The sequence below is a fragment of the Curtobacterium sp. MCBD17_019 genome (genome assembly GCF_003234555.1).
GTDB lineage: Bacteria > Actinomycetota > Actinomycetes > Actinomycetales > Microbacteriaceae > Curtobacterium.
In genome coordinates, this window is the sequence record NZ_QKTT01000008.1 from 40,644 (window position 1) to 67,306 (window position 26,663).

The window sequence follows — 26,663 nt, forward strand, 5'->3', positions numbered from 1 at the left end:
CGCGCGCTCACCACGCGATCCGTTCGAACTCTGCTCGCAACGCCGCTCCGCGCGCCGGGTGCACCTGCTCCACCCAGCCGACCCGTCCCTCCAGATGGGCGCGGAAGTCGGCGTGGTCGCCGCGGTCCTGCGACGCCGGTCCGTACCGCACGCAGTTGTGCAGGACCGCTCGGAGGCGGTCGAGCTCGCGTCGGCCGACGCCGGGCACCGCGTTCACGACCACGCCCGTGACCGACTGGCGGACCCCCTGCCGCCGCACGCGCGTCTTCCGGGGGTTCAGCGCGTGCCCCTCGTCGGCGACGATCCGGTCGACGCCGCGCAGGAACGCGTCGGGTCGCGCGGCGATCGCGCCGTCGCCGCTGAACGCCAGGTCGTCCGCGTACCGCGTGTAGACGGCGTCCGCGGCCTGCGCCCACCCGGCGAGCCGGGCGTCGAGTCGGCGGAGCGACAGGTTCGCCAGCGCCGGCGAGGACGGCGCACCCTGCGGCAGGTGTGGCGTGGCGAGGGCCTGGCGGAGCGCCCACCGCTCGTCGAGGTCCCCGCCCGGCGGCATCGCGCGGAGCACCGCGTCCGGCACGACGTGCGTGCACAGTCCGGTGAGCACGTGCGCCACGGGTTCGGCGTACCCGACCCGGCGGAAGATCCCGTACACGCGGGAGGCCGGGACGGCCGCGAAGAAGGACACGAGGTCGGCACTCACGACGACGTCGTGCCCGACGTGGACCTCGGCACCGGACAACGCGCTGCGACCGCGCACGAAGCCGTGCACCGCGTCGGACAGCGGGAGGGGCGCCAACACCTGGTCGAGCACCACCCGCTGCATCGTCCGGAGCTGGTGGAGCGGCGCCTCGAGCAACCGTGGGGTCCGTCCCGGGCGCTGGACCCACCGGTGCTCGTAGTGGTGGAGCGGACTCCCGGCCGGGACCCGACGGTTCCACCCGCGGGTGTCGGCGAACCAGAGCAGCCGCTCGGTGGTGACACCGAGCAGCGCCGCGAGATCGGGCAACGCGTCGACGACGGGAACGTGCGCCGCGACCGGAGCCGCGACCACGGGTGCGACCGTGCGCACCCGGAGCCGCACGCGCCGGCGGGCTGTGAGGCGTGCGAACGCCGCGGTGAACGAGCGGTCGGACGCGAGGACCCCGGCCAGCCGACGCGGCGCGTCCCGTGGGGCGCGCGGGTACACGGCGAGGACGGCCGCGACCGCGGGCTCGACCAGACCCGGACGGCGTCCGACCGTCGTGGTGCCGGCGGCCGAGAGCTCCGCGGGTCGCCACGCCGACGCGGCCAGGAAGGCGTCCGCGAGCGCGATCGCCGTCTCGACGAGACCGGCCGACCGCTCCGGGGCGACGAGCCGCGAGGTCGGTGGCGGGTCGGCGTGCTGGTGGTCCCCGGACGACTCGTCGTGCCGTTCGGGAGCGTCAGCGCGCGGAGCGCGCCCGAGCTCCTGAGGCGTGTGTTCCTGGTCGATCCGCGTGCCCCGGGGTAGCCCCGGAGAGGATGCAGCAGCGCGTGCTCCATCCGCCTCGCCCGGGGACCACCGCACGGGCTCACCATAGTGCGCAGCGGGTCGTCGTGGTGGTGCGGGATCAGGACCGGGCGAACGCCGCCAGCGTCCGCGGCCCCAGGCCGGACCCGAGGGCGGCCAGGTGCGCGCGGGTGTCCACGTCACGTCGGAGGCCGGTGAGGCCCGGCAGGTCGAGCTCCGTGTATCCCTGGGCCCGATGGGCGCGGGCGGAGCCGCGTCCGAACCGCGGGCGGTGGTCGTGGCCGTGGAGTGCCGTGAGCAGGACGGTGCCGGTCCCGTCGGCGTCCGGCAGCACCGCGCGCGGGTACGGTGCCGCCGCCGCGAGCGCGGCACGGAGCTGCGCCGCGTCGAGTGCGGGCAGGTCGCCCTGGAGGACCGCGGTCGGGCCGTGTGCGCACGTCGCGACGCCCGCGAGCACCGCGGCGTCGAGGCCGCGGCCCGGGTCCTCGACCAGGGTGACGGCGAGGGCGTGGAACGCCGGCGCGGACGACGGGTGGGTCACGACCACGACCGGCGCGACCGTGGCGGCGACGGCGACCGTGTCGAGCGCGATGGCGAGGGCCTGCTCGGGCGTGGCCGCGAGTCGCGTCTTGGCCCCCGCCGTGCCCTTGACCGGGACGACGATCGTCCAGTCCGGGGTCACGGCACCTCGGTGGGCGGCAGGATCCGGTGGGTGCGGGTCTGCTGGGCCTGCTCGGCCGCGGCCGCGGCCGCTGCCAGACCGGCCTCGTAGCCGTCGCGGTGCGCCTCGCCGGAACCACGCCGGAACCAGTCGCGCTCGGCCGGGTACTGGAGCACCCGCGCGCCGGGCGCGTCGGCGTCGAGCAGGTGCCCGAGTCCGCGGACCACCGCGACCGGGAGGCCCGTCGCCTTGCCCTTGGCGAGGTCTGCCGCGGCGGCGATCTCGTCGCCGACCGCCGGAGCGGTCACCCCGAGTGGCCGTCCGCTCGCGTCGAGGGTCCCGGCGAGGTCGACGAGCAGCCGGACGCCACTCGCGCCGATCGCGACGTCGGTCTGCCCGGTGCGCCACGCCCGCCCGAGCGTGTCGGTGACGACCACGCCGAGGCGGAGGCCGAAGCGGGCCTCCAGGGCCGTGCGGATGCGGCGGGCGGAGGCGTCCGGGTCCTCCGGCAGACGGAGGACGGTGCCGTCGGCGGTGTTCGAGGCGTCGACCCCGGCGGCGGCACCGACGATGCCGAGCCGGTTCTCCACGATCCGGGTGACCCGCCCGTCGGGGGTGGGACGTTCGGCGACGACGCGGACGGTCTCCTCGGCGATCACGCGGTCACGATCGGCGGCGGGGGCCGTCCGCCCCTCGGCCTTCGACACGACCTTGCTCGTCACCGCGAGGACGTCGCCGTCGGCGAGCGCCTGCTCGGGGTCCGCGGCGATCGCGTCACCGATGAGCGCGGCGAGGTCGGCACCCGGAACGACCTCGGGCACGCCGCGGATGGCGAAGACGGTGAACCGGGTCACCTGGTCAGCTTCGGCAGGACCGCGTCGGAGAACACATCGATCCATTCTCGCTGGTTCCGCCCGACGTTGTGCAGGTAGATCCGGTCGAAGCCGAGGTCCGCGTACCGCTGCAACGCCCGGAGGTGCACGTCCGGGTCGCTCGAGATGACCATGCGGCCCTCGAAGTCCTCGGGGCGGACGAGCTTGGCCATCTGCTCGAACTCGAACGGCGAGCGGATGTCGGCCTTCGGGAACTTCATGCCGCCGTTCGGCCACTCGACCATCGCGTTCCGGAGCGCCTCCTCGTCGGTCGGCGCCCAGGACAGGTGCACCTGGAGGACGCGGGGCATGGTCGACGGGTCCTTGCCGGCCTCGCGCGCGCCCTCGTCGAACTTGGCGAACAGGCCCGCGATCTTCTCGAGCGGTGCCCCCACCGTGATGAGGCCGTCGACCGTCCGCCCGGCGCGCTTGGCGGTCACGGGACCGGCGGTGGCGACGAGGATCTCCGGCGGCACCTCGGGCATGGTCCACAGCCGGGTCGACTCGAGCTTGAAGAAGGTGCCGGAGTGCTTGACGTCCTTGCCCGCGGCCGAGGCCCGGAACAGCTTCTGCATGACGTCGATGGCCTCGAACATGCGGTTGATGCGTTCCGGCGTCTCGGGCCAGTACTGCCCGACGACGTGCTCGTTGAGCGCCTCGCCGGATCCGAGTCCGAGCCAGTGCCGGCCCGGGTACATGGCGGCGAGGGTCGCCGACGCCTGGGCCACCATCGCCGGGTGCCAGCGGAACGTCGGAGCCGTGACGCCGGGCCCCATGTCCCCCCGGGTTCGTTCGCCGATGGCGGTGAGCACGTTCCACACGAACGAACTCTGACCCTGCGCGGGGACCCACGGCTGGAAGTGGTCGGCGGCCATCACCCCCGAGAACCCGTGCTGCTCGGCGTACTCGCTCAGCGCGACGGCCTCGGTCGGGTGGAACTGCTCGAGCATGGCGGCGTAGCCGATGGTCGGTCCGGTCACGGGATGCGTCCTCCTGTCGTGGGGGCCCGTGCGCCTGATGCATCCGCGGTCCGGGCTCCGGCTCGATCGTACGGGCGGTCAGGTCATGACGCTGGCTGCGGATCCGCGACGACCATCCGCTCCGCTCACGCTCCCCGGGCCTCCAGGCCGAGTGCCAGCGCGGCCCGCGTCATGTCGGCCGTGGCGTCGTCGTCCGTCATCCAGAGCGGGACGGCCCGCGCCGGGAGCCCGTCGCGCTGGAGCTCCGCCGCCGCGTCGGCATCCACCTCGTCGACGAGCCAGGCGTCGAGCAGCCCGCCGTCCCGCCGGGCGCCGTAGTGCCGTGCGATCCCCGCGGCCGTCGCCTCGACGCCGGCCACCGCACAGCAGACGTCCGCCATGCCACGCACGGGTCGACCTCCGATCACCGGGGCGACGCCGACCACCGGACCCCGGGCCGCGGCGAGCGCCTCGCGGACCCCTGGCACGCCGAGCATCGTGCCGATCGACACCACCGGGTTCGACGGCGCGAGGAGCACGACGTCGGCACCACGGATCGCCGCCGCTGCCGCCGCACTGACCGACGCCCGTTCGACGCCCTGCTGCACGAACCCGTGCGTGGGGATCGCGGCGCGGTGGCGCACCCACCACTCCTCGAAGTGGATGCGGTCCCGGGTGCCGTCGGGACGGTCGACGTCGACGAGGGTCGGGACCTCGTCGTCGGTCACGGGCAGGAGCGTGACGTCGAGGGCCCACCGCGCTGCCAGCCGCGCCGTGGCCCGGGTCAGGTCGTCGCCGTCGCGGAGCATCGCGGTGCGCGCGATGTGCGTGCCGAGGTCGAGGTCGCCGAGCGTGAACCACGGCCACCCCACGCCGTAGGCGGTGAGCTCGGCGCTGACGCGTTCGGACTCACCGGCACGCCCCCATCCGCGCTCGGTGTCGTTCGCGTCGGCGAGCGCGTACATGACGGAGTCGAGGTCGGGGCACACGCGCAGGCCGGTGAGCCAGAGGTCGTCGCCCGTGTTCACCACGACCGTGACGTCGAGGTCCTGCTGCCGGGCGAGGTGCCGGACGCCGCGCGCGAACCGTCCCCCGCCGACGCCGCCTGCGAGCACGGTGACGGAACGGCGGGTGGGCACGGGTGTCGAGGTCGAGGAGGCCATGCGTCTGATCCTCCCAGGCACCGGGAACGCCAGGGAACGCGGATCGGTCCGGCACGGATCAGCAACAGGAGGAGCACGTCCCCCACATCGTCCGACATGCGTCGTGGTGCCGCGTCCCGGGCCGCAGAAGTGCGCGAGCGGCTCCGTTTGTCCCCCGTTCGATGGGTGGCACCCGGACATGCGGGACGGCACGGCCGAGAACGCGTTGCATCGCCTGCGTCGACGTCAGCCCGTACGGCGCGTCGCGATCACACCGGCGCAGGGCCCGACGTCCACGCGCTCCAGAGCAGACCGAGAAGCAGACCCGAGAAGCACCACCGACATCAGGGAGAACGCGATGATCGACACCACCACCATGAACGACATCTTCGACGCGACGGTCATCGACCGCGACGGCGACAAGGTCGGCACCGTCAAGCAGGTCTACGTGGACCAGAACGACGGTCACCCGCTGTTCGCCAGCGTCTCGACGGGACTCTTCGGCACCTCCGAGTCCTTCGTCCCGCTGGAGAACGCGAACTACAGCAACGGCACGTTGACGGTCGGGTACGAGAAGGCCAAGATCAAGGACGCCCCGCGGGTGGACGCCGACGGCCAGCTCGGCATCGACGAGGAGAACACCCTGTTCTCGTACTACGGCATCACCGGCGGCACCGGCACGACGGACACCTACGCGGGCACGGACACCACCACGACCGGCACCGACACCACGGGCACGGTCGGCACCGACACCACGGGCACGGTCGGCACCGGCACCACGGGCACGGTCGGCACCGGCACCGGCACCACGGGCTTCGAGGGCGCCGGCCACGACACCTCCGGCCCCGACACCGACGACGCCATGACCCGTTCGGAGCAGCACCTCCAGGTCGGCACGCAGCAGGTCCAGACCGGCCGTGCGCGCCTCCGCAAGCACGTCGTCACCGAGCAGCAGAACGTCACCGTCCCCGTCCAGCACGAGGAGGTCCGACTCGAGCGCGAGCCGATCACCGACGCGAACGTCGGCGCCGCGACCGACGGCCCGGAGCTCAGCGAGGAGGAGCACGAGGTGACCCTCAGCGAGGAGCGCGTCGTCGTCGACAAGGAGACCGTGCCGGTCGAGCGCGTCCGCCTCGGCAAGGACACCGTCACCGAGCAGGAGAACGTGACCGAGGACGTCGCGCACGAGGAGATCGAGCTCGAGGGCGACGGCGGCACCACCGGCACGACGGGCACCACGCGGAGCTGACTCCGCAGCACCGTCACCACGACGACGGCCCGCCACCCCTCGGTGGCGGGCCGTCGTCGTTCGTCGTGCAGGATGCGTCCGGACCGCACGGGACGTCGACCCCGAAGAGGGGCCTGCGCGGCACCTGGGAGGCGCCGGTACGGTCGCCGCATGGGGGAACTCCGTGACACCGCCGTCCCGTCCGAGCCCGCGGGAGCGGCGGCCCCGCCGTTCCGGTTCCGCCGCCCGCTCGGGTGGCCCGAACCGTCGGCGGAGTGGGTCGCCCTGCACCAACTGTGGGAGCCGCCGGAGGGCTGGTCCCCGGCACCGGGCCTCCCGGCCGCGCCACGCGGATGGCGCTTCTGGACGCGCGATCGCGCGGCGATGCTCGCGTTCCTCGGCCCGTCGTGGTCGACGGCCCGACGCGCCCTCACCGACGGCACGCCGACCACCGCGTTCGTCGGCGGCGTCGGCGGCGGGGACGCCGCGACGATCCGCGCGATCACCTGCGGCGGGGTCTGACCGGACGACCGGCGGATCAGCGCGCGTCGGTGCCAGGGACGCCATCGCGTCCGGGCGCGGTGTGCTCGAGCTCGGGTGCCGGTTCCCCCAGCACCCACCGGGCCACGGCGTCACCCAGCAGCGGGCCCATCGTCAGTCCGGCCGCGCCGTACCCCGTCGCGACGACGACGCCCGGCGCACCCGGCAGCGCACCGACGACCGGCATGGTGTCGTCGGGCAGGGGCCGCAGCCCGACCCGCGTCTCGATGAGCGTCGCGTCCGCGAGTCCCGGCGCGACCGCCAGCGCGTCCTGCAGGACCTGGAGCTGCCCGGCCGCGGTGACGCGTGGATCGAACCCGCTGCCGGTCTCGCGGGTCGCGCCGACGGCGACGCGCGAGTCGTCGAACGCCACGAGGTAGTGGTGCGACAACGGGTGGACGGAGGGCCAGGCGGACGTGTCGACGCCCTCGACGCGGAGGTGCGTGATCTGACCGCGCTGCGGTGCGACCGGGACGGCGGCACCCGTGGATGCGAGGAGGTCCCGTGACCACGCGCCCGCGGCGACCACGACGACGTCCGCCGTCGTGTCCGCGCCGTCGACGTCGACCAGCGGCCGGCCCTGCACGACGCGCACCGACCGGACGTGGCCGCCCCGCCGCACCGCGCCGAGGCGCTCGGCCGCCAGGAGGAGCGCATCACGGAGCGTGCGGCCGTCCACGCGTCCGCCGCCCTCGATGAAGAGCGCGTCGAGTCCCGTGGCGAGCGGAGGGAAGCGTCGTCGGGCCTGGGCGTTCGTGATGCGCTCCACCGCGCCGACGACCGACCCGGCGACGGCCGCCCGCGACCGGACCCGGGCCTCCGCGGCGTCCAGGAGGGCCGGGTCGGCGTTGACGACGAGCGCACCGCTCCGACGGTGGTCGGTCCGGGTCACGCCGACGCCGGCGAGCTGCGCGAGCAGGTCCGGGTAGAACGCGGCGCCCGCCGCGTAGAGGTCGAGGAACGGCCCGTCGACCGCGGACGACCAGGGCTGCAGGATCCCCGCACTCGCCGCGGTCGCCTGCCCGGTCGCGCCGTCGTCGACGACCGTCACGGCCACCCCACGGCGCGCCAGGGCGAACGCGGTGGCGGCGCCGGCGATCCCGGCTCCGATGACGAGGGCGGTGGCGGTGGTGTCGGAGCGGGGCACGGAGCGTCTTCCTGTCGGCGGGCGGGGGCGCGACGATGCTCTCACGAGCCGGCGACGAGACAGCGCCGGTACCGGTACGCCGCGTGCGAGGGCGTGACGAGGTCACGATCGCGGAGGATCGTCATGCGCGGCCGCGACGCGGAACGGCAGGCGGCGGCGAACGTCGTGCGGAGCGCGTCGCTGTACTCGACGTCGATCACCCGTCCGCCGTACACGCGGGTGTACGCACGGCACTCGTCGTAGCGCACGCACTCCTCGGCGACGGCGAAGTCGAAGCCCGCGACGTCCCGCCCCCGCGTGCCGAGGCCCGGCGCGTTCTTCTGCCCCGCGGTGAGGCCGTCCCGGTGCGCCACGTCGACCAGGAGCGCGCGGTGGCGAGGGCGTCAGCGCGGCTGAGGCGCCCGCGCGAGCGCGTCCACGAGTCGAGGTTGTCGAACTCGACGGCGTCGAACCCACGACGTGCACAGCGGTCCACGGTGCGGGACAGGACCCGGACGACGTCTCGACGGTGCGCCGCGGTCCCGGTGTCCAGGAGGACCTCGTCCGGCCACCCGGGATCGCTGACCGGTTTCCCCGATGCGGTCCGGAGGAGGTCCCTCGGGTGCTCGCGCCGCCACCACGCGGTGTCCTGGGGCTGGGTCTGGAACCCGTTGACGTAGCAGATCCCGTACGTGCCCGGTGCCGGATGCGCGGCGCTGTCCCGTTCGACGATCGTGACGCCGGCAGGCGGACGGTAGGCGCCGCCGAGCTGGTAGTCCGGGCGCCCGCGGGTCGGGAACGGCCGGACCGGCGGGGACGAACGCGTCGCGGTGGACGCGGGCGCCGCGACGGCGAGCCTCCCGACGCCGGGCCCCCCGACGCCGAGCCTCCCGACACCGAGCCCCCCGACACCGAGCCTCCCGATGGCGGCCGGCGCGGGTCGGTCCGACGGCGCGGCGGACGCCACGGACGGGGCGACCACCCAGCCGGCCACGACGAGCACGGCGGCCATGCAGGCTCGCCCGAAGACGCGACGAGCGGTCACCCGCCGAGCACCGCCCAACCGGAGGCCGCCAGTCGGACGCGACCGTGGTCGACCTCGCCCGCCCCCGCCTCGACCGTGGTCGACCCGGCAGCGGGCAGCGACACCGCCTCGTCGCCGATGTTGAGCGCGGTGACGACCGCGTCCGTGCCGATCGCCGTCCGGAGCACGATCGCCGTGTTCTCGAGGTGCACGATGTCCGTGTGCGCGCGGTGCAGCCACGGGTGGCGACGCCGCACGGCGACGAGTGCCTGGTGCGTGCGGAACGCGTCCCGGCCCTCCGGATCGAGGTCGGCCGGAGCCGGTGGCACGGGTGGGAACGCCGGGCGCACGGCGTCGTCGCCGCCGACCCGGGCCTCCTTGACGCCGCGGAAGGCGTACTCGTCGCCCGCGTACACACTCGGCACGCCGGCCACCGTGAACAGGACCGCGAGGGCGTGCGGCAGGTGCCGCGGACCGACCGCGGAGGTGATGCGCGTAACGTCGTGGTTACCGACGAACGTGCTCGGGACGAACGTCGACAGGAGCGCGTCGTGCCGGCGGATCGCGTGTGCGAGCTCGTGGCAGTTGCCGTCCGCGATGCCGTGCCAGATGCCCTGCCACAGCTCGTACTGGGTGACCGAGTCCATGGTCGAGGCCCGCACGACGGCAGCGGCGTCACCGTGGATCACCTCACCCGAGAACCAAGCGTCCGGGTGCCGCTCTCGCACGCGGGGCAACACCGCCGCCCAGAACGCGGGCGGCACGGCGTACGCGGCGTCGAGGCGCCAGCCGTCCACGCCGCGGTCGAGCCAGTGGCTCATGACGTCGACGACCAAGTCGACGGTCGCCGAGGAGCCGTGGTCGAGGGCGACGAGTTGGTCGTGTCCCTCGAACACGTCCGCGTCGACGCGGTCACCGGGACGCCACCCGTCCCAGCGCACGTGGAACAGTCCGGCGGTCGGGGCCGCGGGTCCGTCCTCCTCGAGCGCTCGGAACGCCGGATGCGCGCGCCCCACGTGGTTGAACACCCCGTCGAGCAGCACCCGGACGCCGCGGTCGTGCGCCGTGGCGACGAGACGGAGGAGGTCGTCCTCGTCCCCGAGCCGCGGGTCCACCCGGAAGTGGTCGAGCGTGTCGTAGCCGTGCGTCGACGACGCGAACACCGGTCCCAGCGCGATGCCGTTCAGCCCGAGGTCGACGACGTGGTCGAGCCACGCCTCGAGTCGGCCGAGCCGGTGCTCGACCGGGCGTTCCCGTGCCGACGGCGCGGGGGCCTCCGGCGGACGGATGTCGGCACCGACGAACCCCAACGGGTACACGTGCCACCAGAGGGCGTGCTCCACCCAGGACGTCATCGACCACCTCCGGTTCGTCGGCCTGGTCGACCCTACCGATCCGCGCTGGGGGCCACGCGGTCAGGAGCCGGACCAGCCGGGTGCGACGAGGCCCGTCTCGTAGGCGAACACGACGAGCTGCGCCCGGTCCCGTGCGCCGAGCTTCACCATCGCCCGGCTCACGTGTGACTTCGTCGTCGCAGGGCTGATGAACAGGCGTTGTGCGATCTCGCTGTTCGACAGTCCCCCGGCGACCCAGCGCATGACCTCGCGCTCCCGGTCGGTCAACCGGTCGAGTGCAGGGGTCAGTTCCGCCGGGGTGGCGTGCGTGGCGAAGGCGGCGACGAGGGACCGGGTCGCCCCCGGCGAAAGCAACGAGTCACCCGCGACCACCGTCCGGATCGCGCGAAGGAGCTCGGCCGGCTCGGTGTCCTTGACCAGGAACCCGGCCGCTCCGCCTCGGATCGCCTCGAACACGAAGGCGTCCTCCTCGAAGGTCGTGAGGACCACGACGCGCACGTCACGGAGCGCCGGGTCGGCACCGATGCGCCGCGTCGCCACGAGTCCGTCGACGCGGGGCATGCGGATGTCCATGAGCACGACGTCGGGGTGGTGTTCCACGGCGGCACGCACGGCGTCCTCGCCGTCGGCGGCCTCGGCGACGACGGTCATGTCGGGCTCGGACTCGACGAGCGCCCGCAGTCCGCCGCGGACGAGTGCCTGGTCGTCCGCGATCACCAACCGGAGCGGTGCCGCCTCGCTGGCGTCATCCACGGTGTGCCTCCTGTGCTCGCTCGAGGGCAGCGGTCCGTCGGTCCGAGATGTCCGTGCCCGTGCCCGTGCCCGTGGTCGTGGTCGTGGTCGTGGTCGTGGTCGTGCCGGTGGTCGGGAGCCGCGCGTGCACCCGCCATCCGCCACCGGTGACCGGGCCGGCTTCGAGCACGCCGCCGACCGCAGCCACCCGCTCCCGCATGCCGATGATGCCGTTGCCCGACGGACCGAGGCCGGCCTGGGCGCGGTCGAGGGTGTCCTGCGGGGCGTCCACCGAGGCCGACGCGGAGGACGCGGCTGACGCGGCCGGGTCCGGCTGTGCAGCAGTGCCCCTCCGCCCGCGCGCGTCGGGCAGGTCCTCCACGGTGACGTCGAGGACTTCCGCAGACGCGCCGACGACCACCGCGACACGATTCCACGGCGCGTGCTTCATGACGTTCGTCACCGACTCCTGCACGATGCGGAACGCCGTCCGATCCACGATGCGGTCGACGGCGCCGAGGTCGCCGTCGACGTCGAGCGTGACGTCGAGTCCGGCCGCCTCCGCGCGCAGGACGAGATCCCGGAGTCGATCGAGGCCGGGCACCGGGGACCGTTCGGGCACCACGACGCCCCCGTCCCCGGTCGCCTCGATCCCACTCCCGGTCGCCGCACCTGCGCCGCCGCTGTTCGTTCCCGCGTCCGGATCGTCCACCCTGCGGAGGACCCCGAGCACCGCGCGGAGCTCCACGAGGGCCTCGTGGCTGGCGTCGCGGATGCTCGTCAACGCGGCCCGGGTCGGGTCCGGCAGGTCGGCGCCGAGGTGCAGCGCCACCCCGGCCTGCAGGTTGATCAGCGACATGTTGTGCGCCACCGAGTCGTGCAGCTCGCGAGCGATGCGGACGCGTTCGTCCTCGGCGCGCCGCCGGACCGCTTCCGCGCGTGCGCGGCGGGCCTCGGCCGCGCGGAGCACGCGGACGCGAGCGAGCTCGCTGAGCGCGATCGTGAGCCCACCCCACGCGAGCATGACGGTGACCGTCCCCCAGGGCAGGACGGACGAACGCCCGGTCGCGAGGTCCACCCACGGGAGCGCGAACGCGCCGATCGCCACCGCCGCGGCCGCGGAACGTCGACGACCCGACAGCCACGCGTTCACCGCCGCCATGGTGAGGGCCGCGACGAAGGGACCCCGCGGGCTCACGAGGACCGCGTAGCCGAGGGTCGTCGCCAGCGTCACGCCGAGGACGACGACCGGCCAACGCCACCGGAACGGCAGGACGACCACCGCAGCGACGAGCATCGCGATCGCGAGCGGACCGGGTGCCGCCACGACGGCCTCCCCCGTTCCCGGCCCCCACGGCGGTCCCGGATGAGCAGGCACGGTGCCGGGCGTCGGCCCGGTCCAGCGCGACAGGACGAGGGTGCCGACGAGTTGCAGTGCCGCCACCGGGAGCACCCTGCCGACGCGCGCGAACCGCCGCCGCCCGGTCTCGGTGGGTCTCCTCATGCCCGGAAGCCTAGGTGCCGACCGGGGCGCCGTCGTCCGCCCGGGGAGGTGTCCGTGGACTCCTCCCTCCGGCGTGATGCGTGTGGAGGAACGACCTCGGGTACTGCCGTCGGGAGCACGTCCAGGAGCGTCCCCCGAGCGGACGACAGGACGACCGCGGAGCAGGAGCCTGGACCGGTCGCACCAGCGACGCCCAGCCACCGACCGAGGAGGTCACCATGACACCCGCACTCACCGCACTCGCCGCCGCACCGTCCTGGCACGGCGGCCCGCCCATGGCCCCGTTCGCCGTGTTCCCCGTCGTGTTCCTCGCGACCCTCGTCGTGCTCGCCCTCGTGTTCGGGGTCCTCCGCCGCGGGCCGTGGCGCGCTCGCTCCGACGCCCGGGCCGTCCTCGCGGACCGGTTCGCGCGCGGCGAGATCGACGCGACGGAGTACCGGGCGCGGTCGTCCGAGCTCGACCGACGTTGACGCCGCGGCACCGTGACGCACGCCGCGGTCGCCGCCGGTCCCGGGACTACGTCCCGTCTCCGCCCGCGGCGGCCGCGTCGGACACGACGCCCTGCGCCTGCTCGAGCAGCCCGGTCGCGAGGTCGTTCAGCACGAGGTACAGCCCGGCCCGGTGCTCGGCGTCGACGGCCCGCATGACCCCCTCGTAGCGGCGCCGGATCTGCGTGACGACGGCCTGACCCGCGGGTTCGAGCGTGAGCAGGGACCCGCGCCGGTCGGCCGGGTTCGGGATCCGCTTGATGAACCCGCCCGCCACGAGTCGGTCGAGCATGCTCGTGACCGCACCGGAGGTCAGCTCGAGGAACCCGGCGACCTCGGTCGGCGTGGACCGGGCCGTGTCGTCGATGAGCACGAGCGCCCGCAGCGCGTTCTCGTGCACGCCCGCGAGGAGGCTCAGCTGCCGCATGAGCGCGGCGTTCGCCCGCTGTACGGAGGTGAACGCCGCGATGAGGTCGGACACGTCCTCGTCCGCTGTTCCCACCCGTCACCCCCCCTTGCTCCCGCCCGGAGGTACGCACGCTACACCGAGTCCAGGTCGTCCTCGGCGCGACCCGCGAGCGCCGCGGTTGCCGGACGACGCCCCCGATCGAGGGGGACGACGGCCGCGCCTGGCAACGACGAAGCCCCGGACCTGCGGCTGATGCCGGGAGGCCCGGGGCTGGTGGTGCGCCCCCTGGGACTTGAACCCAGAACCCACTGATTAAGAGTCAGTTGCTCTGCCAATTGAGCTAGAGGCGCGTACCGTCGCGGCTCGCCGCAACGGAGAACAACAATAGCATGGGTCTCGGCCGCCACGGACCACGGGGCGACGCCACCACGTCGCGCAAGGAGTAGAGGATGACAGAACGTCTCGCCGCCGGGGCCGACGCCCCCGACTTCACCCTGCCGGACGAGCACGGCACGCCGACGAGCCTGCGCGACCTGCGGGGCCGGAAGGTCATCGTGTACTTCTACCCGGCCGCGTCGACGCCCGGATGCACGACCGAGGCCTGCGACTTCCGCGACAACATGAACTCCCTGCAGGGCGCCGGCTACACGGTGCTCGGCATCAGCAAGGACGACCTCCCCGCGCTGCAGCGGTTCAAGGACGAGCAGGCCCTGACCTTCCCGCTCCTGAGCGACCCGGACCTGACGGTCCACCGCGCGTACGGCGCGTACGGCGAGAAGAACCTCTACGGCAAGGTCACGACGGGCACGATCCGCTCGACGATCGTCGTCGACGAGGACGGCCGCGTGCAGCTGCCGCTCTACAACGTGAAGGCGACGGGGCACGTGGCCGCGCTGCGGAAGAAGCTCGGCCTGGACTGAGTCCCTGCCCTCAGCGCTCGAGGTCGCGGCGGGCGAGCACCGCCGTCGTCGCCGGTGCGAAGACGAGCACCAGGGCGAGCAGCGCTGGCAGGAGCAGCACCCACCCGATCGCCGGGACCCGGAACACGCCCTGGAACGCACCGACGGCGAGGGCGATCTGGAGGAACTGCCAGACGACGACCCCGCTCCGCACCCAGGAGCGGGCGCGGGCCAGTCCGAGCACCATCGCTCCCAGCCAGATCGCGGCGACGGCGGCGAGGACGATGAGCGCCAGACCGTTCACGACCGAGTCCGGCGGGGCGACCACGAGGTCGACGACGAGCACCACCGTGAGCACCGCCACGGCGAGGAACTCGAGCCCCACGACGACCGCGAGACCGAGCACGGTCGGCGTCCGGAATGCCGCGCGATCAGGTGATTCCCGATCAGCGGCACCCTCGGGGCGCTCCGGGCGTGGGGCATCCGACACAGCGTTCCTCCAGCTCTCGACCCTTGATTTGGCCATATCAGTATGGAACGATGTTCGAGGTCGATGGAACGCCACGATGACGTGTGCGCCTCCCGCAGAGTCTTTCTCTCCCCCACAGAGAATCCCCCCGCAGTGCTGCAGCCCAGCTGGCCCACGCCTGCACTTGATTCGCCACGGCCGTTCGTCGTGCGATTCGAAGCTATTTAAGGAGCATCAACACATGGATTGGCGTGACAAGGCCGCCTGCCTCACCGCGGACCCCGAGCTCTTCTTCCCGGTCGGGAACACCGGCCCGGCCGTCGACCAGATCGAGAAGGCGAAGTCGGTGTGCGCTCGGTGCACCGTCACCGAGACCTGTCTGCAGTACGCGCTCGAGACCTCGCAGGACTCGGGCGTCTGGGGCGGTCTGAGCGAGGACGAGCGTCGCGCGCTCAAGCGCCGCGCTGCCCGCGCACGTCGCGCCTCCTGACCGAGCGCACCCGTTCCGACGACGACGGCGCCCAGTCCCCCAGGGGACCGGGCGCCGTCGTCGTTCCACCCCACGTCGTCCTGCCGCGCCCGTCGTCCCTCGACTCGGAGCCCGCGCGATCCCGAGGCCGAAGCCCTACGACTGCTCCGACCACCGGAAGGGGATGCCGATGGTGACCTCGGTACCGCTGCCGACCAAGGTGTGCCAGTCGATCGTGCCGCCGAGTTCGCCCTGGATCAGGGTCCGCACGATCTGCGTGCCGAGTCCCGCACCGACCTTGCCCTCGGGGAGTCCGCGCCCGTTGTCGCGCACCTGCACCTCGAGGTGGTCCTCGAACCGGTCGGCCACGATCTCGACCTCGCCGTCACGGCCGTCGAGCCCGTGCTCCACCGCGTTCGTCACGAGTTCCGTGAGGCCGAGCGCCAACGGCGTCGCCGCTTCGCTCGGGAGCACACCGAACTCGCCCGTCTTCTTGGGGCGCACGGTCGTGTTGTGACTCGCCGCGACCTCGGTCACGAGCATGAGCACGCGGTCGAACACGTCGTCGAAGTCCACGTTCTGGCTGAGACCGGTCGAGAGCGTGTCGTGGACGACCGCGATGGCCGCGACCCGACGCATCGCCTGCTGCAGGGCCTCCCGGGCCTCCTCCGAATGCGTGCGACGCGCCTGGATGCGGAGGAGCGACGCGACCGTCTGCAGGTTGTTCTTGACGCGGTGGTGGATCTCGCGGATCGTCGCGTCCTTCGTGATGAGCTCGCGCTCCTGGTGCCGCTGCTCGGTGACGTCACGGCAGAGCACGATCGCCCCGATGCGCTCCCCGTGGTCGCGCAGGGGGATCGCGCGGAGCGTCACGGTCACGCCCTTCGCCTCGATGTCGGTGCGCCACGGAGCGCGACCGGTCACGACGAGCGGCAGGGACTCGTCCACGACGAGTTGATTCCCGAGCAGCCCGGTCGTCACCTCGGCCAGGGAGAGCCCTTCGAGCTCGCCCTCGAAGCCCATCCGGTTGAAGGCACTGAGGCCGTTCGGGCTCGCGAAGGTGACGACGCCCCCGACGTCGAGTCGCAGGAGTCCGTCGGAGGCACGAGGAGCACCCCGACGCGGACCGGTCGGTGCGCCGATGTCCGGGAAGTCCCCCGTGGCGATCATGCCGAACAGGTCGTTCGCGCTCGAGTTGAACGTCAGCTCCTGGCGGCTCGGCGTGCGCTGCTCGTTGACGTTCGAGTGGCGTGTGACGACGGCGATGGGCGCCTCCGTCGTCTGGGCGCTCGTGGCGGACAACCGACGCAGGACCGGGATCGCGCGCACGCGGGTCGGGGTGTCCTCGTACCAGTCGGGCTCCGCCGAGTCGACGATCTCGCTGCGTTCGAAGCACTGGGTGATCTGGTCGCGCCACTCGTCCCGCACGCCCTGCCCGACGACGTCGCGGTAGAACAGCGTCGCGGCGGACGACGGCCGCGCGTGCGCGACGGCCACGAACGAGCCGTCCTCCGCGGGCACCCACACCACGATGTCGGCGAACGACAGGTCGGCGAGGAGCTGACCGTCGCCCACGAGCAGGTGGAGCCACTCGACGTCCGCGTCGGTGGACCGGCCTTGGGCGAGAACGAGGTCACTGAGGGTCGACACGGAGCAAGTCTAGGTGGCCGCCTCCGGTCCTCCCTGCGACCGTCCCCACCTCGGTCCGGGGATTAAATGTCACATTCCAACGGTCAGTAGCCTGAGGGCGTGGCCGGGGAGGCCGCACCACCGCACCACGAGGGGGCTCATGGACGACCGTGCCGCACAGCGCACCGACGACGGACCGGAGGGACGGGGCACGCGCCGTCAGGGGCGGCACGCCCTGACCGAGCACGGAGCGCAGCCGGCTCCTCCGCTGCCCACGGCGCTCGACGGCGCGGTCCTCCGCCCCACGCCTCCCGGGCACGAGCCGGATCGCTCTGCCGAGCGCGCGGCGCGGCGCACCGCCGGGCCACGCCGGCTCCGCCGCGCCGACGCCGCACCGCAGCCCCCTCGCGCAGCGCTGCCGGACCCCACCCCCGTCGCGCGGGACCTCGCCCGCTGTGTCGTCGAGATCCTCGCCGGCGCCCGTGAACTCGACCAGATCGCGCGGTGGGTGACGGACGACGTGCACCGACACCTCCAGGTCCGCGTCCGGTTGGCGGCCCGCGCGCGGTCGGTACGCCGGACGGCGCCGCGCAGGCCCGTCTTCTCGATCGGTTCGGTGATCGTCCGCGAACCGAGCGACGGTGTCGCCGAGGCCACCGTCATCGTGCATGCACGGGCACGAACGCGTGCGGTCGCGATCCGCCTCGAGGGCCGCGACGGCCGATGGCGCGCGACCGCGGTCAGCGTCCTCTGACCACCGGTGCGGACCGCACCGGAGCGCAGGGCTGACCGGCGCGGGCCGCACCGGAGCGCAGGGCTCACCGGCGACGGGTGCGGGAACGCCGAACGGCGACGGTCCGAGGAGGACCGCCGCCGTTCCCGGAACGCTCCCGATCAGCTCTTCTTGGCCTGCGCCCGACGGTCCGCCCGGTTCGTCGGCGCCGTGTCGCGCTGCCCGAAGGCACCGCGCTGCCCGGACGCCGTCGCCGCAGCACCGAACGACGACCCCCGCTCGGGACCCGGGACCTGCTCGGCCTCGGCGACGGCCTGCTGCCGCTGCGCGAGTGCGGTCGCGGCCTGCTCGAGGCGACCGCTCTGGTCACGGACCTCGACCTCGCCGTCGATCGACGGTGCCGAGTACTCCAGCCCGGCGGCCTCCGAGTCCTCGCCGAGGCCCTTGGCGTCGATGACGGCCGTCTCGCCGTCACGCTGCACCTGGACCTCGAGGTTGAACAGGAACCCGATGGACTCCTCGCGGATCTGGCCCATCATGCTCTGGAACAGGGCATAGCCCTCGCGCTGGTACTCGACGAGGGGGTCGCGCTGAGCCATCGCGCGGAGACCGATGCCGTCCTTGAGGTAGTCCATCTCGTAGAGGTGGTCGCGCCAGCGTCGGTCGATCACCGACAGGACGACGCGGCGCTCGAGTTCGCGCATGGCCTCGTCGCCGAGGGCCTCCTCGCGCTTCTGGTACGCGAGCTTGGCGTCCGACAGGATCTCGCGGCCGAGGAAGTCGCGCGATGCCTTGCCCCGCGATCCGGCCTCGGTGATGACCTCGTCGATGGTGATCGACACGGGGTAGAGCGTCCCGAGCTCGGTCCACATCGCATCGAGGTCCCAGTCGTCCGGGGAGCCCTCGCCCGTGTGCGAGTCGATGATCTCGTTGACCACGCTCTCGAGGAACTGCTGCGACCGGTCGTGCAGGTCGTCGCCCTCGAGGATGCGGCGCCGGTCGTCGTAGATGGCCTCGCGCTGGCGGTTCAGGACGTCGTCGTACTTCAGCACGTTCTTGCGGATCTCGGCGTTCCGGGCCTCGACCTGGGCCTGCGCGGAGCGGATCGCACGACCGACGAGCTTGTTCTCGATCGCGAGGTCGTCCGGGACGTTCGAGCGGCCCATGAGGCTCTCGGCCGCGCCGGAGTTGAACAACCGCATGAGGTCGTCGGTGAGGGACAGGTAGAAGCGGCTCTCGCCGGGGTCGCCCTGTCGACCGGAGCGACCACGCAGCTGGTTGTCGATGCGCCGGGACTCGTGTCGCTCCGTGCCGAGCACGTACAGCCCACCGGCGTCGCGGACCTTCTCGGCCTCGACCTCGACCTCGGCCTTGACGCGGGCGAACACGTCGTCCCACGCGGCCTCGTACTCATCCGGGGTCTCGGTCGGGGACAACCCCTTCGCGTGCATCTCGGCGACGGCGAGGAACTCCGCGTTGCCGCCGAGCATGATGTCCGTACCGCGGCCGGCCATGTTCGTGGCGACCGTGACCGCACCGAGGCGACCCGCCTGGGCGACGATCGCGGCCTCGCGCGCGTGGTTCTTCGCGTTGAGCACCTCGTGCTTCACGCCGCGCTTGGCGAGGAGCTTGGACAGGTACTCGCTCTTCTCGACGCTCGTCGTGCCGACGAGGACGGGCTGGCCGTTCTCGTGCCGCTGCTCGATGTCGGCGGCGACCTGTTCGAACTTCGCGGGCTCGTTCTTGTACACGAGGTCCGTCTGGTCGTTGCGCTGCATCGGCCTGTTCGTCGGGATCGGGACGACGCCGAGCTTGTACGTCGACATGAACTCCGCCGCCTCGGTCTCGGCGGTACCGGTCATGCCGGAGAGCTTCTTGTACAGGCGGAAGTAGTTCTGCAGCGTGATGGTGGCGAGGGTCTGGTTCTCCGCCTTGACCTCGACGCCCTCCTTCGCCTCGATCGCCTGGTGGATGCCCTCGTTGTACCGGCGGCCCATGAGGATGCGACCGGTGTGCTCGTCGACGATGAGCACCTCGCCGTTCATGACGACGTAGTCCTTGTCGCGCTTGAACAGGGCGTCGGCCTTGATCGCGTTGTTGAGGAACGAGATGAGCGGGGTGTTGGCCGACTCGTACAGGTTGTCGATGCCGAGGTAGTCCTCGACCTTCTCGATCCCGGGCTCGAGCACGCCGACCGTGCGCTTCTTCTCGTCGACCTCGTAGTCGACGCCGGGACGCAGGCGCGTGGCGATCGTGGCGAACTCGGTGAACCAGCGGTTGGCCTCGCCCGAGGACGGTCCGGAGATGATGAGCGGCGTGCGGGCCTCGTCGATGAGGATCGAGTCGACCTCGTCGACGATCGCGAAGAAGTGCCCGCGCTGCACCATGTCCGACGCCTGCCACGCCATGTTGTCGCGCAGGTAGTCGAAGCCGAACTCGTTGTTCGTGCCGTACGTGATGTCGGCGGCGTACTGCTCGCGACGCTCGGCGGGCTCCTGCCCCGCGAGGATGCAGCCGGTGGTCATGCCGAGCGCGCGGAACACGCGGCCCATGAGCTCGGACTGGTAGCTCGCGAGGAAGTCGTTGACGGTGATGACGTGCACGCCGCGCGAGGCGATGGCGTTGAGGTACGCGGCCGTCGTCGCGACGAGCGTCTTGCCCTCACCGGTCTTCATCTCGGCGATGTTCCCGAGGTGCAGCGCGGCACCGCCCATGAGCTGGACGTCGAAGTGACGGAGCCCGAGCGTGCGCTTCGACGCCTCACGCACCGCGGCGAACGCCTCGGGCAGCAGGTCGTCCAGGGACTCGCCGTTCGCGTACCGCTCGCGCAGCTCACGCGTCTCGTCGCGCAGTTCCTCGTCGCTGAGGGTGGCGAAGTCGTCCTCGAGGTCGTTGATCGCCTCGGCGTAGGCCTTGAGGCGTCGGAGCGTGCGCCCTTCGCCGATGCGGAGGACCTTCTCCAGCACGTTGGTCAATCGAGACTCCTCATGGTGTCGTCTGGCGCTGATCGCTCGGGGCCTCCGGACGGCCGGTCGCGCGCGCCTGATCAGCCAGCCATGCTAGCAACCTCCGCGCCCGCACACCTGGGCAGCGGGCGCGGCCGGAGCCGATGGGTGCGCCCGTTCGCTCGGGGCGGACACGAGGGCCCCGACCGCACCGTGTGGTGCCGAGCGGGGCCCTCGTGGTCGTGCGCGGAGGTCAGACGGTCACGCCAGCGCGTTCGACCGTCGCGGCCTCTTGCTGGACGGGTGCGGCGTCGTCCAGGGCGATGACGCCGTAGTCCCAGCCCTTGCGGCGGTACACGACGCTGGGGCGTTCCGTCTCGGCGTCGATGAAGAGGTAGAAGTCGTGGCCGACGAGCTCCATGTAGTACAGCGCGTCGTCGACGGTCATCGGGGACGACGCGAAGACCTTCGTGCGGATGACGACGGGGTTGTAGGCGTCCTCGTCCGTCGCCTGGGCCTCGTCCGTCACGACGGGCAGGCTGCCGGTCGCGACCGTCTCGATGAGCGTGCCGTCGGCGGGCACGACGTCCATCGTGGCGAACCCGTCACCCGCCGCCTCGGCGACCGAGGTCGGGCGGTGACGGCCCCGGTGGACCTTCTTGCGGTCCTTCGCACGCCGCAACCGTTCGGCGATGCGGGCGAACGCCAGGTCGAACGCCGCGTACTTGTCGGACGCGGTCGACTCGGCGCGGATGAGCGGCCCGGGACCGATGAGGGTGAGCTCGACGCGGTCGTCGCCGCTCGCCCCGCTGCTCTTCTCGTGGTGTCGACTGACCCGGACCTCGAAGGCCACGGCACGATCGGCGAGCGCGTCGATCTTCGCGGACTTCTCCTCGGCGTAGGCGCGGAAACGGTCGGTGATCCCGACGTTCCGTCCCGTGATCGAGATGTCCATGGCGGCTCCCATCCAGACTCGGCGCGTCGCCTCCTCGTGGCGACTCCAGACGCCTTTCGAGCGAGCGTAGACCCGGGTGCACGCGACGATTCAGGGTCCGGTTCCAGCCTCCGACGGGGAGGACGGCTCCACGCTCGCCGTCGCCACGCACCGCACCACGCGGCCGCCCGCTGCGCGGACCGCCCGGATCGCCTCGGCCATGGTCACCCCGGTCGTCACGACGTCGTCCACGAGCACGACGGCGCGGTCGCGCACGTCCACCGCGCGGAGGGTGCCGACCGTCGCGGTCACCCGGTCCACCGCCGACAGCGACTTCTGGCCGCCGTCGCGCCTGCCACGGGCCCGCGGGTCCGGCACTCGTCGGAGCACGCGAGCGGTCCGGAAACCACCGCGACGGAGCAGGACGACGACCGGGTCGAATCCCCGCCGCCGACGTCCCGCCCGCGAGGACGGCACCCGGACCACGACCGCGTCGGGCGCCTCGGCGAGCGCCCCCCGGAGTGCCCGCACGGTGGGGCGGGCCAGCGGTCCGACGACGTCGAGCCGTCCGTGCACCTTGAACGCGAGCACGAGGGCCCGGGCCGTCCCGCGGTAGGTGAACGGGGCGTCGAGCCGGACGCCGGCCACGAGCCGGACGCACGACGGGGTCGCGGCGAGGTCCTCGAGACACGCGTGACACACCGGGCGGTCGTCACGCCCGCAGACGACGCACGACACCGGCAGCAGCACGCCGAGCGCCTCGATCGCCGCGTCCCGCCACCGGTCGGCTTCCCGCTCCCCCATGCCTCGATCGTCGCGCCGCGGCCGCGTGACTCGGCGCCGGATCCATCAGTCGGTGGACGGCGGTCCGGACGGGAGCACCTGGGGAGGACGGGCCTCCCGGCCTACCGCTGCGTGCCGAGGACGGCCGCCGTCACGCCGCTGTCGTCCCAGCCACCGCCGCTCTCGGCGAGCACACGGCCGTCGGTCATGCGCAGCAGCAGCGAGTCGGACGCACCGCCGACGATCGTCGTCGCCGAACCGGACGGGCGGTTGAGCGTCGTCGAACGCCCGCCGATGGTCGACGACGTCACGGTCGAGCCGGTCGCGGTGGAGCCGAGCGACGCCACCTCGAGGTCGCTCTGCCACGTCGCGTCGACCGGGGTGCCCGCGGCGACCGGCACCCGGACGGGTGCGCCGAGCGCGGTCGGCTGCTTCTGCGAGTTCCGGAGCACGCCCATGACGTACAGGGCGGCACCCTCGTCGGTGTCGATGAGCGCGAGTGCCCGGGTGGCGTCCCGCGACACGCGGAACGCGACGAGTCGGCCGTCGGGCAGGCTCGACGAGATCGGGTGCGGATCGCCCTCGAGCCCGTACGCGACGACCGACCGGGGGTCCGCCGCCTGGGCCGACCACACGAAGCCCTCGTCGTCGATGGACGGCGCGACGAGACCGCTCCGCGTGTCCACCTGCACGGGAGCGCTCGAGCCGGACCGGACGGCGTCCACGCCGTCCACCGTGCCGACCGCGGCGGAGGTGCCCGCCGCCGTCACCTCGAGTGACGTCGGGTCGAGGCCGCGGATCTTGTCCGCGATGCCGGCGAGTTGGTCGACGGCTCCCGCGGCTGCGTTGCCGACGGCGTTCTTCGCGACGACGAGCGGCCGGGCGTCGACGTCGGGGTCGCGTTCGGCGTTCGTGCCCGTCGAGTCGGGCACGTCGAGGCTCGTGCCCTCGACCGTGATCGTCACGGACGAGATGCTCGCGACCGACGCCAGACTCGCGGTGAGCTGCTCGCGCATCCGGACCTTCTCGACCGTGGTCGCTTTCAGCGCGTCACTCGTCAGGTCGACCTGGGCCGACCCGCTCTCGATCGTCACGGCGTTGAGGGACAGCTGCGTGCCCTCGGGGAACGCCGTGACGACCGCTCCCTTGAGCCACTCGCTCGGCCCGGCGAGCAGCGCGCTCGCGATCCGCGTGCTCGTCGACGACCGGGCGAGGAACCACCGTTCCTCGGGCACGAGGTAGTGGTACGTCGGGTCGTAGAAGTACAGGGCGTGCGCCTGGAACACCGACTCGAAGCTGACGGGCGACAGGATGATCCCGCCGGGCGCGTAGCTGATCCGCCACTGCCCGTGTTCCTTGCGGAACTGGAACGTCAGCGTCGACGTCGCGTCGCTGTCGGCCTGCGTGTACTCGCCGTCGGCATCCACCGTGGCCGACACCGTCATGATGTACGAGAGCCGACGGTCCCCGGTGCGCGCGACGGTGCCGCTCCCCTGGCGGACGGTCACACTCTGCCGCGGGTTCCACCGCTGCGCGAACCCCGTCGTCAGGAACTCCCGTGCCACCGCGTAGTTGTCCTGGGCACCGGTGGCCGCGTCGATGAACTGTCGGAGGACGGTCTCCTGGTCCGAGCCCTTGACCGGCCCGTTCGGGCGGTAGTCGACGCCGGACGGCGCCTGGTCCTCGACGCGGCCGCCCTTCTGCACGGCACCGCCGGTCGGGATCGCGGCGCAGGCGGTGAGCACGACGAGCACGAGCGTCGCGACGAGCGCGGTGAGGACGCGCCGGGTCACCGCTGCGGCCCTCCGTCACCGTCGGCGGGGACGGCCGGGAGGCGCGGCTCGTCCTCCAGGTCGTCGAGCGCGGGCAACGGGATCACCGACCGCGTCACCGCGTCGCCGGCGCGGCGCGGGAGCGTCAGCACGAACACCGATCCGACCGTCGGCCGCGACCAGACGTCGATCCGCCCGCCGTGCAGGTGTGCGTCCTCGAGGCTGATCGCGAGCCCCAGGCCGGTCCCGCCGATGGTCCGCTGTCGACTCGGGTCGGCCCGCCAGAACCGGTCGAACACGCGCTCGACGTCCTGCGGGGGCATCCCGACGCCCTGGTCGCGCACGGCGATCGCGACCGTGTCGGCGTCGCTGTCGACCACGACCTGCACCGGCTTGGCCTCGCCGTGCTCGATCGCGTTCCCGACGAGGTTGCGGAGCACGCGCCGGATCCGTCGTCCGTCGGCCTGCACGACGACGTGGCCGCCCGGTGTGGCGACCTGCAGCTCGACTCCGGCCGACTCGGCGAGCGGCCGGAACTCGTCGACGATGTCGGTCGCGAGCGCCGCCGGCACGACCGGCTCCGTCTCGAGCTGCACCGCCTGGGCGTCGTACCGCGAGATCTCGAGCAGGTCCGCCAGCAGCAACTCGAACCGGTCGATCTGGGTGTGCAGGAGCTCGCTCGACCGGGCCACCGCTGGTTCGAACGCGTGTCGGGCGTCGAACAGGACGTCGCCCGCGAGCCGGATGGTCGTCAGGGGCGTGCGGAGCTCGTGGGACACGTCCGACACGAACCGCTGCTGCACGCGGGACAGCTCGGCGAGCTGGGTGATCTGCCGGCTCATCACGTCGGCCATGCCGTTGAAGCTCGTGGCGAGGATCGCGATGTCGTCCTCGCCCCGCACGGGGATGCGTTCGTCGAGTCGGCCGGCGGCGATCTTGCGGCTCGTCTCGGCCGCGACGCGTACCGGGCCGACGACGAGGCGGACGACGAGCGACGTGACGAGCGCGATGAGCACGACGAGCGCCACGCCGCCGACGGACAGCGTCTGCGACACGAAGTCCAGCGTCTTCTGCGCGTCGCTGAGGTCGTAGACGAGGTACAGCTCGTACTGCCCGGCGCTCGGGATCTGGAGCGTCGACCCGACCGCGAGCCCCGGTTCCCGTCGTCCACCGTCCTCGAGCGCGACCGCCTGCAGCCGGAGCGCACCGGAGTCCTTCGCGACGGCCTTCCGCAACTCGGGCGTGATCACCGAGTCCGGGAAGTCGGGGCTGGCGATGTTCTGCAGCGTCTGCGTGGTGGACTGCCCCGGGGTGCGGAGGATGGCGATGCTCGTGCCGCCGGGGCTCGTCGTGGTGGTCAGGATCGAGGTCTGCGCCTCGTTCTGCAGCGTCTCGAGCTCGACCTGGTTGTTGTCCTCGGCGGCGGTGGCGGCGTCGAAGATGTTCTGGGCGAGGACCGTCGCACGTTCCGACTCGGCCTCGATCTGGTCCCGCCGTTGGGCGTAGACGTTGTTCGTGATGCTCAGGGTGATCGCGGTGCCGATGACGCTGACCGCGAGCCCGGTCGTCAGGACCGTGATGGCGACCGCGCGGAACAACAGGGACCGTCGCCAGAGGAACGCGACGGCGCGCCACCCCCGCCGGATCCATCGCCGGGTGCGCCGCCACACCTGCCGGACGGTGACCACCCCGGGGGACGTGACGGATGTCGGCGTCGCACGGGCCGCGGGCCTGGCCAACGGCTAGCCCTGCGAACCCGCCCGGTAACCGACGCCGCGCACGGTGGTGACGATGCGCGGGTTGTCCGGGTCGTGCTCGATCTTGGCGCGCAGCCGCTGCACGTGGACGTTGACCAGTCGCGTGTCCGCCTTGTAGTGGTACCCCCACACCTGCTCGAGCAGCATCTCGCGCGTGAACACCTGGTTCGGCTTCTCGGCGAGGGCGCGCAGCAGGTCGAACTCGAGCGGGGTGAGTGCGATCGGGGTGCGGCCGCGGCGGACCTCGTGCCCGGGGACGTCGACCGTGAGGTCCCCGACGGTGAGGACGGCCGCGTCGCTCGCCACCGGGCGCAGGCGCGTGCGGATGCGCGCGACGAGCTCCTTCGGGTTGAACGGCTTGACCACGTAGTCGTCGGCACCGTTCTCGAGGCCGGACACGACGTCGGCGGTGTCGCCCTTGGCGGTGAGCATGATGATCGGCGTGCCGCTCTCGGCACGGATCCGGCGACAGACCTCGATCCCGTCGACACCCGGCAGCATGACGTCGAGCAGCACGAGGTCCGGTCGCGTGCTCTGGAAGGCCTCGAGCGCGTCGGTGCCGTCCTCGCTGAACTCGAGCTCGAACCCCTCGGACCGGAGGACGATCCCGATCATCTCGGCGAGCGCCTGGTCGTCGTCGACGACGAGGATGCGCGGGCTCATGGTCCCCCTCAGGATCGGTGGTGCCGGACGTGGCGACGCGCCCGTGCTGCCACCATAACCGAGGGACCCGGTCACGACGGC

Annotated in this window: 24 protein-coding genes, 1 tRNA gene and 1 pseudogene; 6 read left to right on the plus strand and 20 right to left on the minus strand. The window is 72.7% G+C overall.

From position 1 onward, the window contains the following. Nucleotides 1-7: 7 nt before the first annotated feature. The 5 genes from DEI82_RS09145 to cofD form a co-directional block, all read right to left on the minus strand. Complete coding sequence (locus tag DEI82_RS09145) at nt 8-1,546, minus strand: reverse transcriptase family protein (protein WP_111036583.1); 1,539 nt, start codon at nt 1,544-1,546, stop codon at nt 8-10. Between the two features lie 43 nt (nt 1,547-1,589). Then, nucleotides 1,590-2,171: a 2-phospho-L-lactate guanylyltransferase gene (gene cofC / locus DEI82_RS09150; protein ID WP_111036584.1), complete on the minus strand. Its 582-nt coding sequence runs from the start codon at nt 2,169-2,171 to the stop codon at nt 1,590-1,592. Next, nucleotides 2,168-3,004: a coenzyme F420-0:L-glutamate ligase gene (gene cofE / locus DEI82_RS09155; RefSeq protein ID WP_258372022.1), complete on the minus strand. Its 837-nt coding sequence runs from the start codon at nt 3,002-3,004 to the stop codon at nt 2,168-2,170. Before cofE ends, cofC begins: the two co-directional genes overlap by 4 nt. Further along, nucleotides 3,001-3,972, minus strand: a complete 972-nt coding sequence (locus DEI82_RS09160) for a TIGR03557 family F420-dependent LLM class oxidoreductase (protein WP_111009641.1) — start codon at nt 3,970-3,972, stop codon at nt 3,001-3,003. Before DEI82_RS09160 ends, cofE begins: the two co-directional genes overlap by 4 nt. A gap of 155 nt (nt 3,973-4,127) precedes the next feature. Next, nucleotides 4,128-5,144: a 2-phospho-L-lactate transferase gene (gene cofD / locus DEI82_RS09165; protein WP_111026169.1), complete on the minus strand. Its 1,017-nt coding sequence runs from the start codon at nt 5,142-5,144 to the stop codon at nt 4,128-4,130. 337 nt (nt 5,145-5,481) lie between these two features. Between cofD and DEI82_RS09170 the strand changes: the two genes are divergently transcribed. Further along, nucleotides 5,482-6,372, plus strand: a complete 891-nt coding sequence (locus tag DEI82_RS09170; RefSeq protein ID WP_111036586.1) for a DUF2382 domain-containing protein — start codon at nt 5,482-5,484, stop codon at nt 6,370-6,372. 150 nt (nt 6,373-6,522) lie between these two features. Continuing rightward, nucleotides 6,523-6,873 carry a hypothetical protein gene (locus tag DEI82_RS09175; RefSeq protein WP_111026171.1) on the plus strand — a complete coding sequence of 117 codons (351 nt, stop codon included), beginning with the start codon at nt 6,523-6,525 and terminating at the stop codon, nt 6,871-6,873. Between the two features lie 16 nt (nt 6,874-6,889). On the opposite strand, the gene DEI82_RS09180 is transcribed toward DEI82_RS09175, so the two are convergent. From DEI82_RS09180 to DEI82_RS09200, 5 genes and pseudogenes are all read right to left on the minus strand, one after another. Further along, the gene (locus DEI82_RS09180) at nt 6,890-8,038 is read right to left on the minus strand and encodes an FAD-binding oxidoreductase (protein WP_111036587.1); all 1,149 of its coding nucleotides are present in this window, start codon (nt 8,036-8,038) and stop codon (nt 6,890-6,892) included. 41 nt (nt 8,039-8,079) lie between these two features. Continuing rightward, nucleotides 8,080-9,029, minus strand: a pseudogene (locus DEI82_RS09185) (endo alpha-1,4 polygalactosaminidase). A gap of 29 nt (nt 9,030-9,058) precedes the next feature. After that, a complete protein-coding gene (locus DEI82_RS09190) occupies nt 9,059-10,396 on the minus strand; it encodes an alpha-amylase family protein (RefSeq protein WP_111036588.1) in 1,338 nt (445 codons plus the stop codon). A gap of 60 nt (nt 10,397-10,456) precedes the next feature. Beyond that, the gene (locus DEI82_RS09195; RefSeq protein ID WP_258372023.1) at nt 10,457-11,149 is read right to left on the minus strand and encodes a response regulator transcription factor; all 693 of its coding nucleotides are present in this window, start codon (nt 11,147-11,149) and stop codon (nt 10,457-10,459) included. Then, the gene (locus DEI82_RS09200; RefSeq protein WP_111036589.1) at nt 11,142-12,632 is read right to left on the minus strand and encodes a sensor histidine kinase; all 1,491 of its coding nucleotides are present in this window, start codon (nt 12,630-12,632) and stop codon (nt 11,142-11,144) included. Before DEI82_RS09200 ends, DEI82_RS09195 begins: the two co-directional genes overlap by 8 nt. Nucleotides 12,633-12,850: 218 nt before the next feature. On the opposite strand from DEI82_RS09200, the gene DEI82_RS09205 reads away from it, so the two are divergent. After that, nucleotides 12,851-13,102 carry an SHOCT domain-containing protein gene (locus DEI82_RS09205; RefSeq protein WP_220035635.1) on the plus strand — a complete coding sequence of 84 codons (252 nt, stop codon included), beginning with the start codon at nt 12,851-12,853 and terminating at the stop codon, nt 13,100-13,102. Between the two features lie 46 nt (nt 13,103-13,148). Here the strand turns inward: DEI82_RS09205 and DEI82_RS09210 are convergent, their stop codons facing one another. Both DEI82_RS09210 and DEI82_RS09215 read right to left on the minus strand, forming a co-directional pair. Beyond that, nucleotides 13,149-13,601 (minus strand): MarR family winged helix-turn-helix transcriptional regulator, encoded by a 453-nt coding sequence (locus tag DEI82_RS09210; RefSeq protein ID WP_111013444.1) that lies wholly within the window; start codon nt 13,599-13,601, stop codon nt 13,149-13,151. 202 nt (nt 13,602-13,803) lie between these two features. After that, nucleotides 13,804-13,879: transfer RNA gene (locus tag DEI82_RS09215), tRNA-Lys, on the minus strand. Between the two features lie 99 nt (nt 13,880-13,978). Between DEI82_RS09215 and bcp the strand changes: the two genes are divergently transcribed. After that, nucleotides 13,979-14,449: a thioredoxin-dependent thiol peroxidase gene (gene bcp, locus DEI82_RS09220; RefSeq protein WP_111009565.1), complete on the plus strand. Its 471-nt coding sequence runs from the start codon at nt 13,979-13,981 to the stop codon at nt 14,447-14,449. Between the two features lie 10 nt (nt 14,450-14,459). Here bcp and DEI82_RS09225 read toward each other — a convergent pair whose 3' ends face one another. Next, nucleotides 14,460-14,834 carry a hypothetical protein gene (locus tag DEI82_RS09225; RefSeq protein ID WP_111009564.1) on the minus strand — a complete coding sequence of 125 codons (375 nt, stop codon included), beginning with the start codon at nt 14,832-14,834 and terminating at the stop codon, nt 14,460-14,462. A gap of 304 nt (nt 14,835-15,138) precedes the next feature. On the opposite strand from DEI82_RS09225, the gene DEI82_RS09230 reads away from it, so the two are divergent. After that, nucleotides 15,139-15,387 (plus strand): WhiB family transcriptional regulator, encoded by a 249-nt coding sequence (locus tag DEI82_RS09230; RefSeq protein ID WP_066515941.1) that lies wholly within the window; start codon nt 15,139-15,141, stop codon nt 15,385-15,387. Between the two features lie 135 nt (nt 15,388-15,522). On the opposite strand, the gene DEI82_RS09235 is transcribed toward DEI82_RS09230, so the two are convergent. Continuing rightward, the gene (locus DEI82_RS09235) at nt 15,523-17,016 is read right to left on the minus strand and encodes a sensor histidine kinase (RefSeq protein WP_111009563.1); all 1,494 of its coding nucleotides are present in this window, start codon (nt 17,014-17,016) and stop codon (nt 15,523-15,525) included. A gap of 139 nt (nt 17,017-17,155) precedes the next feature. On the opposite strand from DEI82_RS09235, the gene DEI82_RS16385 reads away from it, so the two are divergent. Next, a complete protein-coding gene (locus DEI82_RS16385) occupies nt 17,156-17,749 on the plus strand; it encodes an Rv3235 family protein (RefSeq protein WP_220037256.1) in 594 nt (197 codons plus the stop codon). 140 nt (nt 17,750-17,889) lie between these two features. Here the strand turns inward: DEI82_RS16385 and secA are convergent, their stop codons facing one another. The 6 genes from secA to mtrA form a co-directional block, all read right to left on the minus strand. Continuing rightward, nucleotides 17,890-20,703, minus strand: coding sequence for a preprotein translocase subunit SecA (gene secA, locus DEI82_RS09245; protein WP_111009562.1), 2,814 nt, complete (start codon nt 20,701-20,703; stop codon nt 17,890-17,892). A 223-nt stretch (nt 20,704-20,926) separates the two neighbouring features. Next, a complete protein-coding gene (gene hpf / locus DEI82_RS09250; RefSeq protein ID WP_111013447.1) occupies nt 20,927-21,628 on the minus strand; it encodes a ribosome hibernation-promoting factor, HPF/YfiA family in 702 nt (233 codons plus the stop codon). 90 nt (nt 21,629-21,718) lie between these two features. Next, nucleotides 21,719-22,411 carry a ComF family protein gene (locus DEI82_RS09255; protein ID WP_111013448.1) on the minus strand — a complete coding sequence of 231 codons (693 nt, stop codon included), beginning with the start codon at nt 22,409-22,411 and terminating at the stop codon, nt 21,719-21,721. 101 nt (nt 22,412-22,512) lie between these two features. After that, the gene (locus DEI82_RS09260) at nt 22,513-24,183 is read right to left on the minus strand and encodes an LpqB family beta-propeller domain-containing protein (RefSeq protein ID WP_111036590.1); all 1,671 of its coding nucleotides are present in this window, start codon (nt 24,181-24,183) and stop codon (nt 22,513-22,515) included. Beyond that, the gene (gene mtrB / locus DEI82_RS09265) at nt 24,180-25,832 is read right to left on the minus strand and encodes an MtrAB system histidine kinase MtrB (RefSeq protein WP_111036638.1); all 1,653 of its coding nucleotides are present in this window, start codon (nt 25,830-25,832) and stop codon (nt 24,180-24,182) included. The genes DEI82_RS09260 and mtrB overlap by 4 nt, the downstream gene beginning before the upstream one ends. A gap of 72 nt (nt 25,833-25,904) precedes the next feature. Beyond that, nucleotides 25,905-26,582: an MtrAB system response regulator MtrA gene (mtrA, locus tag DEI82_RS09270; RefSeq protein ID WP_111009558.1), complete on the minus strand. Its 678-nt coding sequence runs from the start codon at nt 26,580-26,582 to the stop codon at nt 25,905-25,907. Nucleotides 26,583-26,663 lie beyond the last annotated feature (81 nt).